Genomic DNA, 12301 nt, shown 5'->3' with positions numbered 1-12301 from the left:
TTCTCTCGGCAAGATGCAGATCTCAAAATGTCTCGACATTATGTTTCGTAATTAATGGTTTATGATACTAGCATAGTTTGTATCGCCGCCGTCAGCCGGACCCACCCGTCAGCCCTCTCGAAACCAGCCATCGCGGCGCGACAGGGCGCGGTAGCAGGCATAAAGTGTCAGCCCGCGGGCAGCATTGAACAGAGTGAATGACAGCCACAGGCCGTGGTTGCCCCAGGGCTGGCTCAGATACCAGACCGGAAGATAGACCAGCAGGGCACTGGCCAACATGGTGACCATCATGTAGCTGGTTTCGGTGGTGCCGATGAAGACTCCGTCGAGCAGGTAGGTCGGTGCCGCCACCAGCGGCAGCAGCACCAGCCACAGGCGGTGGCTGTGCAGGATTTCCCGGACTTCCGGCAGACTGGTCAGGAGCGCAAACAGGGGCTGTTGCAGAAGCAGGAATGCAATGCTCAAGAACACCGCGCCGACACCGCACCAGAAGCCGCAGCGGCGCACCGCGTGGTAGAACCCGTCCCGGTCTCCCGCCCCGGCCCTGCTGCCTGCGAGACCCTCCACCGCGTAGGCAAATCCATCCAGGCCATAGGCTGTGAGCATCAGTAGCTGCATCAGCAGGGCATTGGCTGCCAGTGTTGGACCGCCCAGCTTCTCGCCCATGGCGGTAAAAAACGCGAAGGCGGCGAGCAGGGTGATGGTGCGCACAAACAGGTGGCCGTTGCTGCGCAGCAGCGAGAGGTATCCCCGCCAACGGCGCAACGGCGCCAGGGATGGGCCACGCAGGCTCGGGCCGGCTGTACGCAACACGCCGTAAACCGCCAGACCGAAACCCAGGTATTCGGCAATTGCGGTCGCCAGTGCCGCGCCGTCGCTGTTGAGGCCCAGGCCGACCACCAGCACCACATCCAGCACAATGTTCACCAGATTGGTGGCAAGCAACACCAGCATGGGCCAGCGGGTATTCTGCTGGCCAATGAACCAGCCGACCATGGCATAGGTCGCGAGCACGGCCGGCGCACTGGCCAGCCGGATGCTGGCGTAGCTGTCGGCCAGGTGCAAAAGGCCGGGATCCGGAGCCATGAGAGCAAGACCGAGGCCCAGCCACAGGGGATGCAGAACCCAGACCAGCATGGCGAGCGCCAGGGCCAGCACCAGAGCCCTGTAGAGTTCCAGGTTGGCACTATTGGGTGTGCCCGCCCCCATGGCCCTGGCTACCCGCCCCGTCGTACCCATGCGCAGGAAGCCGAATCCCCAGTAAAGGAACGACAACAGCGCGCTGCCGATGGCCACCGCACCCAGATAACGGCTGTCATCCAGATGGCCGAGTATGCCGGCGTCGACCAGTCCCAGCAGCGGTATGGAAATATTGGACAGGATTGCCGGCCAGGCTATACGCCATATTTTGTGGTCCAGCGGGTCTCTGCCAACCATATGTAGCGATCTCGGGATGCCGGTTCTCCCTGCTCGATTGCGTCCCACCAAACCCTCACTAAATCAGCATCTTAGTATTTTTTGCCCGCAAGTTTCGCTATAATCCCCGCGCTCCAAACTGCGGCTGCCAGTCGCAGTAGAGCGGAAACGGCTGAAACGAGCAAAAACCTCTTTATTCTCCCTTCCCCAGGCGAAGGGCCACGGCCCGGGTGTTCATGCCCGCCAGTGCGTGGAAGTCGCAGACCATTTGCGGTAATAAATGGCGGTAGTGCAGTCTCGGTTGGGCGAAAAGTCGGTGATTACGAGGGAGACACGGGAATGTTGTTGAAAGCGAACAGGCTGTTCAAGCTGGCGCTTGGTCCTGTGCTGATGCTGCTGAGCCTGGCAAGTGCCGGTGCTTTGGCTGCGGGCAGCAAGGTAAACCAGGTGAACATGTCGCCGGGGGTCACGGACGTCGGCCAGAATATCTACGACCTGCACATGCTGATCTTCTGGATCTGCGTCATCATCGGCGCACTTGTGTTCGGGGTCATGTTCTACTCGATCTATTATCACCGCAAATCCCGCGGCGTAACCCCCGCGACTTTCCACGAGAGCACCAAGGTGGAAATCGCCTGGACCGTGGTGCCCTTCCTGATCCTGATCGGCATGGCGGTCCCCGCTACCTCCACCCTGCTCGAAATCTATGATTTCGATGACGCCGAGATGGATATCCTGATCACCGGCTACCAGTGGAAGTGGAAGTACGAATATCTGAACGCAGACGGCGAAAACGTGTCGTTTTTCAGCAACCTGCGTACCCCACAGAGTGAGGTGTACAACACCGAAGCCAAAGGCGAACACTACCTGCTGGAAGTGGACGAGCCGGTTGTGATCCCGGTCGACACCAAAGTGCGTTTCCTGGTCACCGCCAACGACGTGATCCACTCCTGGTGGGTCCCCGAGCTCGCGGTGAAGAAGGATGCCATTCCCGGCTTTATCAACGAAACCTGGACCAAAGCCACCGTTGAGGGCGTCTATCGCGGCCAGTGCGCCGAGCTCTGCGGCAAGGACCACGGTTTCATGCCGGTGGTGGTAAATGTTGTCAGCAAGGAAGAATACGCCGACTGGATGGCAGTCAAAAAATCCGAGGCTGCGGAAATCCGCGAGCTGATGGCCCAGACTTTCACCATGGACGAACTGATGGCCCGCGGCAAAGCGGTCTACGAGCGCAATTGCCTTGCCTGCCACGGCGCCAATGGTGAGGGTGGTGTTGGTACCGCCATTGCCGGCAGCGCGATCGCCACGGGTGAAGTCGGCGGCCACCTGGAGGTTGGAATCAACGGCGTGCCAGGTACTGCCATGCAGGCATTTGGCGGCCAGATCAATGATGTGGAGATGGCGGCGGTGATTACCTATCAGCGCAACGCCTTTGGCAACAACATGGGTGACATGATCCAGCCCATTGACGTCTACAATCACAAACGGGGCTAATTGGAGGAGTTAACGATGGGCGCTCATCATCACGGTCCCGCCAAGGGCCTCAGCCGGTGGCTGTTTACCACCAACCACAAAGATATCGGAACCATGTACCTGTGGTTCTCCTTTGCCATGTTCATTCTTGGCGGCTCATTCGCCATGATTATCCGTGCCGAGCTGTTCCAGCCCGGCATGCAGCTGGTCGATCCTGCGTTCTTCAACCAGATGACCACCCTCCACGGCCTGGTGATGGTGTTCGGCGCCATCATGCCGTCCTTCGTGGGGCTGGCCAACTGGATGATCCCGATGATGATCGGGGCGCCGGATATGGCCCTGCCGCGGATGAACAACTGGAGCTTCTGGATTCTGCCGCCGGCATTCCTGATCCTCGCCTCCACCCTGTTCATGGAAGGCGGCGCCCCGGCGTTCGGCTGGACCTTCTACGCGCCGCTGTCGACCACCTATGCGCCGCCCTCGGTGACCTACTTTATCTTCTCCATCCACGTGCTCGGTCTGTCCTCCATCATGGGCTCGATCAATATCATCGCCACGGTGATGAACATGCGCGCGCCCGGCATGACCTACATGAAGATGCCGCTGTTCGTCTGGACCTGGCTGATCACCGCGTTCCTGCTGGTGGCGGTGATGCCGGTCCTGGCCGGCGCCGTCACCATGATGCTGATGGATGTCCACTTCGGCACCAGCTTCTTTTCCGCGGCCGGTGGCGGTGACCCGGTGCTGTTCCAGCATATTTTCTGGTTCTTCGGCCACCCCGAGGTATACATCATTATCCTGCCGGCCTTCGGCGTAGTGTCCCAGATCATCCCGACCTTTGCCCGCAAGCCGCTGTTTGGCTACGATTCCATGGTCTACGCCACCGCCTCCATCGCCTTCCTGTCCTTCGTCGTGTGGGCACACCACATGTACACGGTGGGCATGCCGGTTGCCGGTGAGCTGTTCTTCATGTACGCGACCATGCTGATTGCCGTACCCACCGGGGTGAAGGTGTTCAACTGGGTAACGACCATGTGGCGCGGCGCCATGACCTTCGAAACCCCGATGCTGTTCTGCATGGGCTTCCTGGTCCTGTTCACCATCGGCGGCTTCACCGGCTTGATGCTGTCCATTGCCCCGGCCGACTTCCAGTACCATGACAGCTACTTCGTGGTAGCCCACTTCCACTATGTGATGGTGGCGGGTGCGGTATTCTCCATGAGTGCCGCCATCTACTACTGGCTGCCGAAGTGGTGTGGCCGCATGTACAACGAGGCCATGGGCAAGACCCACTTCTGGATCTCGTTTATCGGCTTCAACATCGCCTTCTTCCCCCAGCACTTCGTCGGCCTGGCGGGCATGCCGCGCCGTATTCCCGACTATGCGCTGCAGTTCGCCGATTTCAACATGTTGTCCAGTATCGGTGCGTTTATCTACGGCGCATCGCAGATCCTGTTCCTGTACAACGTGATAGCCACGATCGTGGCCGGCAAGCCCACCAGCGATGAAAAGACCTGGGACGGCGCTGAAGGCCTGGAGTGGACGGTTGCCACGCCGGCGCCCTACCACACTTTCGAGACGCCACCGCGGGTCAAGTGAGGTCGGTTCCATGTTGAGAGTCAGCAGCAATCCGGTCCTGGACACTGTCGTCAAGCTGGCAACGACGGCAGTCGCCATGTTTGCCTTCGTCTTCGTGGTCATGGTGCCGCTGTATGACGTGCTCTGTGACGCGCTCGGCATCAACGGCAAGACCAGCGGCGAGGCCTATACCGCGGTACAGGCCGGGGTCGACGAATCGCGCTCCATCACGATCCAGTTTGTCGCCACCAACAACGAGGGCATGCCCTGGGAGTTTGGCCCATCCGTGACCCGCATGGTTGTGCATCCGGGCGCGAGCAATGACACCGTGTTCCATGCGCGTAATCCGCTGCCGCGACCGATGGTAGCCCAGGCGATTCCCAGCATATCGCCGTCCCGGGCGGCGGCGTACTTCCACAAGACCGAATGCTTCTGTTTCAACCAGCAGCCGCTGGACGCTGAGACTGCCACGGAGATGCCGCTGCAGTTTATTGTCGACCGGGACCTGCCCGCGGACATCAGGACGATTACCCTGTCCTACACGATTTTTGACGTAACAGACATGGTGGGTGGCGCTGTCGCTGCCCGCTGACGCCCGGCCCGGGGGGGCCGCGTGATTTAACCGGAGAAACACCATGACGACCCAGAGTTCCACAGAGTACGAGAAGTATTACGTACCGGAAAAAAGCAAGATGGCAGTTTGTGCCACTATCGGTCTGCTCCTGAGCACCTTTGGGGCCGCCAGCGTCATGAATGACATGACCTTTGGCGACGGTGCGACGACCAGCTCCTGGAGTATCTTCTGGTTCGGCCTGTTCTTCTTCTCGGCGACCTTGTTCGCCTGGTTTCGGACCGCGATCCGGGAAAACATCGCCGGCCTCAACAGCGCCCAGCTGAAGAAATCCTATGTCCTGGGCATGTTCTGGTTCATCTTCTCCGAGGTCATGTTCTTCTTCGCCTTCTTTGGCGCGTTGTTCTATGTCCGCACCCTGGTTGGACCCTGGCTGGCCGGTGAAGGCGAAGGCGGCAGGATGAACCACCTGCTGTGGGAAGGTTTCCAGTACGCCTGGCCGATGGCGCAAACGCCGCAGGAAGCGGTCGGTGGCGTTGCCAGCCAGCCCATTGCCAACATGGGCTCGTTCCAGAGCTATGAGAAGAGCATGGCGTTTGCCGATGCGGCCGCCTGGTACCTGTGGCTGCCAATGTGGAACACCATCGTGCTGCTGTCATCCAGTGTGACCGTGCACATTGCGCACATGGGCATCCTCGACGGCAACAAGCGCAAGTTCAATATCTGGCTGGGCATTACCGTGGCCCTGGGGATGTTGTTCGTCAGCCTGCAGATTCTCGAATACTATGAGGCCTATGCCCACTTCGGCCTGACCCTGAACTCCGGCATCTACGGCTCCACCTTCTTCATGCTTACCGGCTTCCACGGTTTCCACGTGATCATGGGCATGACCATGTTGCTGATCCAGTGGCTGCGCTCGGTGAAAGGTGGCCATTTCACGACCGACGATCACTTCGGCTTCGAAGCGTCCAGCTGGTACTGGCACTTTGTCGACGTGGTATGGGTGTTCCTCTTCCTGTTTGTCTATATCCTGTAGCGCGGTCAGTCGCTACTCCCCTGCTCCTGGGATGGCAGCGGACGCGGTCCGGCGTCCCAGGGGTTGCGGTGGCCGAGTTGGCCACTGGCAACGCCGTAGACGATCAGGCCTGCGAGTGTGATGGCAATGCCCAGTCTCACCCCGAGCGAGTGAAAGGTCCTGCGCTTGCTCTTGTCGCCCTGGTCGACCATGAGGAAGTAGAACCCGCTTCCCAGGCTGGCAAGCAATGCCAGCATCAAAACGACGATCGCGATTTTCAACAATGGTCTTCTCCCGGTTGCAAACAGCGCAGTATAGACCAGCCCCGCGGCGGACGGGCGCAGCGCATCTGACTTTAACTGAACGGGGCTGAGGCATGGCCGGATTACAGCTTGATCTTGAGTGGCGCATCACCCTGGCGACGGCATTGCTGTTGCCGGCCCTGATTGCCCTCGGATTCTGGCAACTGGAGCGCGCCGAAGAGAAAGCCGAGCTGCAAGCACGCTGGAGCGCGCGGCAGAGCGAAGCTCCGGTGCCGCTGACGGCGCTGGCGGGCAGTGAGCCCGGGCAGCTGGCGTACCGCCGCGTCTCGTTGCAAGGGGAATTCCTGACCGGGCATTACCTGTTGTTGGACAACCGCGTCCAACAGGGCCGTTTCGGCAACGAGGTGGTTGGGCTGCTGGCGCTGGCGGACAGTGACCGGGTGGTGCTGGTGAATCGGGGCTGGGTGCCCAGCGATCCCGCCCGCCTGGTGCTGCCGCAGGTGGCCGAGCCCGATGGTCCGGTGACGCTGACCGGGCACATCTATGTTACTCCGGGCAAACCTTACCTGCTGGGGGAGCAGCATCCGGCGCCACCCTGGCCGGTGCGGATCCAGGCGCTGGATACCGAGACCCTGGCGCCGCTGGTGGCAACAGTTACCGGCGCCGCGCTGTACCCGCATCCGGTGCGGATCGACAGCGGCCAGCCGGGGGCGTTGACGGTTGCCTGGCAGCTGGTCAATGCCAGCCCCGAGAAGCACCAGGGCTACGCTGTGCAGTGGTTCAGCATGGCGGCGGTACTCGCTTTTTTCTTCCTCCTGCGCAGCTCCAACCTGTGGCAGCTGCTTACCCGCAAACAACACGAGGCCTGACCAATGCAGCAACCGGTGACAGCTCCCAACAGGGGCAGAATGGTGATGCTGCTCATTGCCGGCATTCCCGTTACCATGGTGCTCGCCGCGACCTGGCTGTGGTGGTTTGTGGTCCGGGGGGATCTCGACATCGTGGAGCTGCTCGGTACCGCCAACCGCGGCACCCTGCTGGACCCGCCGCGGGAACTGGCGGCCGCGGATCTGGCAGCCCCGTCCGGTACGCCGCTGCCCTGGACCAATACCGACCGGCAGTGGACCCTGCTGGTAACCAACAGTGGCCCCGAATGCGGCACCAGCTGCGAGTACAAGCTGTACCTGACCCGGCAGATCCACATGGCCTTGGGCAAGGAGTTCCCGCGGGTGCGCCGGATGCTGATAACTGACCGGGCACTGACAGATACCGCCCTGGCAGTGTCAGCGCTCAGCGACGGCAAGCCCGTGCCGACTGACTTCAGCCAGTTACTGGCGCGTGAGCATGCTGGCCTGTCGGCGTTGCGCCTTGACGCTGCGGCCTGGCCGGCGTTGTTCCCGGAAGCGATGGCGGCCGCGGAGTCCTGGTACCTGGTGGATCCGGCAGGGTGGGTGATGATGGCGTATGCTGAGGACGACAGTTACAAAGACGTGATCTCGGATCTTAAATTCCTGCTGAAGAACTCCGGGGACTGAATGGGTGCTACTACAGACATGCCGGTGGCCGGCAAAGCCACCTGGCGCGACTACAAGGAGCTGACCAAGCCCAACGTAGTGCTGCTGATGATCCTGACTTCGGTGATCGGGATGTTCATGGCGGTGCCGGGAATGGTGCCACTGGATGCCCTGATCCTGGGCAATCTGGGCATTGCCCTGTGCGCGGGGGCCGCCGCTGCGGTCAATCACCTGGTCGACCAGCGTGTAGACCAGCGCATGGCCCGGACCCGCAAGCGCCCGGTTGCCCAGGGCCGGGTCGGGCCCCTGCAGGCCAGCCTGTTCGCCCTGGTGCTGGGTGTCGTGGGCATGGCGATCCTGCTCATCTGGGTCAATGCGCTGACCGCCTGGCTGACCTTTGCGTCGCTGTTGGGCTATGCCGTGGTCTACACCATGTTCCTGAAACGCGCCACGCCGCAGAATATCGTCATCGGCGGCCTGGCCGGCGCCGCGCCGCCGCTGCTGGGGTGGACTGCCGTCACCGGGGAAATTCACGGCCATGCCCTGCTGCTGGTGCTGATCATCTTCGCCTGGACCCCGCCCCACTTCTGGGCGCTGGCCATTCACCGCAAGGACGAGTACGCCGCGGTCGATATCCCCATGCTACCGGTGACCCATGGCGATGCTTTCACCCGGCTGCACATCCTGCTCTACACGATCATCATGTTCCTGATTACCCTGCTGCCGTTCGTCACCCGCATGAGCGGGCCGCTATACCTGCTCGGTGCCGTGGTACTGGGCGCGGGTTTCCTGTATTGGGCGGTGGAATTGATGCGCAACAGGAATCCCCGGGCACCGATGGAGACTTTCAAATATTCGATTGTCTACCTGATGGCCCTGTTTGTGATCATGCTGGCCGATCACTACCTGTTTCCGATGACCACTGCCTGAGGCCCCACTACCCATGAGCAACAGCAAGACAGCCAGCCAGACCCGCGGTATCCGGTTCACGGTTATCGGTGTAGTGGTATTCATGTTGGTGATCATCGCCGGCTTCGTGAACCGTATCGGCCAGCCGCGGGTAATGTCGGCGGCCGAGATGCAGGCCAACGGCGCCTTTCTGCTGCAAACGCCCCGGGACATCGGCGATTTCGAGTTGATTGACCACCGCGGCCAGCCCTTTGTACCCGCAACCCTGGAGGGCCAGTGGTCACTGCTGTTTTTCGGCTTCACTTACTGCCCCGACATCTGCCCCACCACCATGGCCTTTCTCGACCAGTTCATGCAGCAGTTGGAAGGAACCGAGGTCGCAGATACCCAGGTGATCATGGTGTCGGTTGACCCGGCGCGCGACAGTGTGGAGCAACTGGCCAGCTATGTGCCGTTCTTCAACCCGGAATTCATCGGCGTCACCGGAGAGTTTCTCGATATCCACCGCTTCGCCACCGCGCTCAATACTCCGTTCCGCAAGGTGCCGGGACAGGGTGAAGACTACCTCGTGGATCACAGCGCCAATGTGGTACTCATCAACCCCCGGGGCGATTACCATGCCTTTTTCAAGGCACCGCTGGACCTCGCCCAGATGAAAGTTACGTACCGCTCAATCCGCGTTTTGTGGGATCGCTAGCCGACCATGGCTGACCACACCGTGCCGATCGTCCTGGTTGACGGCTCTTCCTACCTGTATCGGGCCTTTCACGCCCTGCCCCCGCTGAATACCTCCACTGGCGAGCCTACCGGCGCGATCAAGGGTGTGATCAGCATGTTGCGGCGCCTGCGCAAGGACTACCCCGAAAGCCCCATTGCGGTGGTCTTCGATGCCAAGGGCAAGACCTTTCGCGACGAACTGTTCGCGGAGTACAAGGCCCAGCGCCCGCCCATGCCCGATGAGCTGCGCAGCCAGGTTGAGCCGATCCACGCCATTGTTCGCGCCATGGGCCTGCCGCTGATCTGCGAGCCGGGGGTGGAGGCGGACGATGTCATTGGCACCCTGTCACGTGAGGCCAGCCGCCAGGGCCGCCCGGTGGTGATATCTACCGGCGACAAGGATATGGCGCAGCTGGTGGATTCAAACACGACCCTGGTCAACACCATGACCGACCTCCGCCTGGACGAGGCCGGGGTGGAGGAGAAGTTTGGCATTCCGCCGGCGCGGATCATCGATTTCCTCGCCCTGATGGGGGACAAAATCGACAACATTCCCGGTGTTCCGGGGGTCGGCGAGAAAACCGCCCTCGCCCTGCTGCAGGGCCTCGGTGGGCTGGACGAAATCTACGCGGCGCTGGACAAGGTGGCGCAACTGGAGTTTCGCGGCGCCAAATCCATGGCTGCCAAGCTGGAGGCGGAGAGGGACCGCGCCTACCTGTCCTATCAACTCGCCACTATCAAGACCGACGTGCCGCTCGCGGAAACCATTGCGGACCTGCACAACGGGGAGCCCGACCCGGAGGTGCTGCGCGAGTGGTTCAGCCGTCTCGAATTTCGCAGTTGGCTGGAAGAGCTGCTGGATACGGGTGCCGCGGCCGAGTCCGAACTTTCCGGGCAGACTGCCGGCGCCTGGGAGATCGTCACCAGCCAGGATGAGCTGGACCGGTGGCTGACGCGTTTACAGAGCGCCGAACTGTTCGCCTTCGACACTGAAACCACCAGCCTCAACTACATGGAGGCGCGAATTGTCGGCGTGTCTTTTGCCGTGGCGCCGGGAGAGGCAGCCTATGTTCCCCTCGCCCACGACTACCTTGGGGTGCCGGAGCAGCTGGATCGGGAATCGGTGCTGGCGCAGCTGCAGCCACTGCTGGAGGACGAGCAGCTGGGCAAGGTGGGCCAGAACCTGAAGTACGATACCAGCGTGCTGGCCAATCACGGCATTACTCTGCGTGGCATCCGCCACGACACCATGCTGGAATCCTACATCCTGGACTCCACCGCCACCCGCCACGACATGGACAGCCTGGCGCTCAAGTACCTGGGCCACAAGACCATCCATTTCGAGGACATCGCCGGCAAGGGTTCAAAGCAGTTGACGTTCAACCAGATCAAGCTGGAGGAAGCGGGGCCCTACGCGGCCGAGGACGCAGATGTCACCCTGCGCCTGCACCAGAACCTGTGGCCGCGCCTGCAGGCCCTGCCCGGTCCGAGTTCGGTCTACACTGACATCGAGTTGCCGCTGGTGCCGGTGCTGTCGCGGATTGAACGCACGGGTGCGCTGCTCTCCACGGGGCTGTTGCGGCAGCAGAGCGGGCAATTGGGCGAGCGCCTGCGGCAACTGGAGACCGATGCTCACGACCTCGCCGGCCAGGCGTTCAATCTCGGCTCCCCCAAACAGCTCGGCGAAATCCTGTTCGACAAGCTGGAGCTACCGGTCCTGCGCAAGACGCCCAAAGGCGCCCCCTCCACCGCCGAGGAAGTGCTGGCGGAACTGGCGCTGGACTACCCCCTGCCCAAGCTGCTTTTGGAATACCGCGGACTCAGCAAGCTGAAGTCCACCTATACCGACAAGCTGCCGGATATGGTCAATCCCGCGACCGGCCGTGTGCACACGTCCTACCACCAGGCCGTGACCGCGACCGGTCGCCTGTCCTCCTCCGACCCGAATCTGCAGAATATCCCGATCCGGACCGAAGAGGGTCGCCGCATCCGCCAGGCTTTCATTGCCCCCGAAGGCTACCTGATTGTTGCTGCCGACTACTCCCAGATTGAATTGCGCATCATGGCGCATCTGTCTGCGGATGCGGGCCTGTTGCGGGCGTTCCGCGACGGCCTCGATGTCCACCGCGCGACCGCGGCCGAGGTGTTTGGCGTGTCCCTGGAATCGGTATCCGGAGACCAGCGGCGCAAGGCGAAGGCCATCAATTTCGGGCTCATTTACGGTATGTCCGCCTTTGGCCTCGCGCGCCAGTTGCATTTGGGCCGCAGCGAAGCCCAGGAATACATCCAGCGCTACTTTGAGCGCTACCCGGGGGTGCAGGAGTATATGGACAGAACCCGGGCCAGCGCCCGGGAGCAGGGCTATGTGGAAACCCTGTTCGGGCGCCGGCTCTACCTGCCGGAGATCAACGCCCGCAACAAGATGCGGGCCCAGGCCGCGGAGCGCACCGCGATCAATGCGCCCATGCAGGGCACGGCGGCGGACATCATCAAAAAGGCGATGCTGCGGGTCGATGGCTGGCTGCAGCAGTCCTCTGTGGATGCCCGCACCATCATGCAGGTACACGACGAACTGGTACTGGAGGTGGCGGCCGATGCGGTGCCCGAGGTTCGCGAGACCCTCTGCAGGCTGATGAGCGAGGCGGCGGAGCTGGCAGTTCCGTTGCTGGTCGAAGCCGGTGTTGGAAAAAATTGGGATGAAGCGCACTGAAGCGCGGAACCTTTCCCAGCAGGGCCGGTCTCACTTACCGTAGCATGCTGCTACAGTCCCGCAGGTTTCTCTCCATAGACCTTTCGCGGGGCATGTCTCTTCCCCAGAGACCCAAGCTGTCCCGGTTGCCTGTCC

The 12301-nt window shown here is 61.6% G+C and carries 11 protein-coding genes; 9 read left to right on the top strand and 2 right to left on the bottom strand.

Features of this window, described 5'->3' with window-relative positions:
• Positions 1 to 108: 108 nt before the first annotated feature.
• Positions 109 to 1437 (bottom strand): MATE family efflux transporter, encoded by a 1329-nt coding sequence (locus Q6D67_RS13995; RefSeq protein WP_304706278.1) that lies wholly within the window; start codon positions 1435 to 1437, stop codon positions 109 to 111.
• A gap of 318 nt (positions 1438 to 1755) precedes the next feature.
• Between Q6D67_RS13995 and coxB the strand changes: the two genes are divergently transcribed.
• Genes coxB through Q6D67_RS13975 form a run of 4 tightly spaced genes read left to right on the top strand, consistent with a single transcriptional unit; the run spans position 1756 to position 6074 of the window.
• Positions 1756 to 2910, top strand: coding sequence for a cytochrome c oxidase subunit II (gene coxB / locus Q6D67_RS13990; RefSeq protein WP_370551966.1), 1155 nt, complete (start codon positions 1756 to 1758; stop codon positions 2908 to 2910).
• A gap of 15 nt (positions 2911 to 2925) precedes the next feature.
• Entirely contained in the window at positions 2926 to 4488 is a 1563-nt protein-coding gene (gene ctaD / locus Q6D67_RS13985) for a cytochrome c oxidase subunit I (RefSeq protein WP_304706277.1), read from the top strand.
• 10 nt (positions 4489 to 4498) lie between these two features.
• Positions 4499 to 5059 carry a cytochrome c oxidase assembly protein gene (locus Q6D67_RS13980; protein ID WP_304706276.1) on the top strand — a complete coding sequence of 187 codons (561 nt, stop codon included), beginning with the start codon at positions 4499 to 4501 and terminating at the stop codon, positions 5057 to 5059.
• Positions 5060 to 5102: 43 nt separating this feature from the next.
• Positions 5103 to 6074, top strand: coding sequence for a cytochrome c oxidase subunit 3 (locus Q6D67_RS13975; protein WP_304706275.1), 972 nt, complete (start codon positions 5103 to 5105; stop codon positions 6072 to 6074).
• 5 nt (positions 6075 to 6079) lie between these two features.
• On the opposite strand, the gene Q6D67_RS13970 is transcribed toward Q6D67_RS13975, so the two are convergent.
• Complete coding sequence (locus tag Q6D67_RS13970) at positions 6080 to 6337, bottom strand: DUF2909 domain-containing protein (protein WP_304706274.1); 258 nt, start codon at positions 6335 to 6337, stop codon at positions 6080 to 6082.
• 92 nt (positions 6338 to 6429) lie between these two features.
• On the opposite strand from Q6D67_RS13970, the gene Q6D67_RS13965 reads away from it, so the two are divergent.
• From Q6D67_RS13965 to polA, 5 genes are read left to right on the top strand one after another with little or no spacing between them, the layout of a single operon-like run.
• On the top strand, positions 6430 to 7185 hold the full coding sequence (locus tag Q6D67_RS13965; protein ID WP_304706273.1) for an SURF1 family protein: 756 nt from the start codon (positions 6430 to 6432) through the stop codon (positions 7183 to 7185).
• Between the two features lie 39 nt (positions 7186 to 7224).
• Positions 7225 to 7851 carry a hypothetical protein gene (locus Q6D67_RS13960; RefSeq protein WP_304706272.1) on the top strand — a complete coding sequence of 209 codons (627 nt, stop codon included), beginning with the start codon at positions 7225 to 7227 and terminating at the stop codon, positions 7849 to 7851.
• On the top strand, positions 7852 to 8760 hold the full coding sequence (cyoE, locus tag Q6D67_RS13955; RefSeq protein ID WP_304706271.1) for a heme o synthase: 909 nt from the start codon (positions 7852 to 7854) through the stop codon (positions 8758 to 8760).
• 13 nt (positions 8761 to 8773) lie between these two features.
• Positions 8774 to 9436 (top strand): SCO family protein, encoded by a 663-nt coding sequence (locus Q6D67_RS13950; RefSeq protein WP_304706270.1) that lies wholly within the window; start codon positions 8774 to 8776, stop codon positions 9434 to 9436.
• A gap of 6 nt (positions 9437 to 9442) precedes the next feature.
• On the top strand, positions 9443 to 12166 hold the full coding sequence (polA, locus tag Q6D67_RS13945) for a DNA polymerase I (protein ID WP_304706269.1): 2724 nt from the start codon (positions 9443 to 9445) through the stop codon (positions 12164 to 12166).
• Positions 12167 to 12301: the final 135 nt, after the last annotated feature.

The sequence above is a fragment of the Haliea sp. E1-2-M8 genome, from assembly GCF_030649675.1.
GTDB lineage: Bacteria > Pseudomonadota > Gammaproteobacteria > Pseudomonadales > Halieaceae > Haliea.
This window is presented reverse-complemented; position numbering and strand designations above follow the sequence as displayed.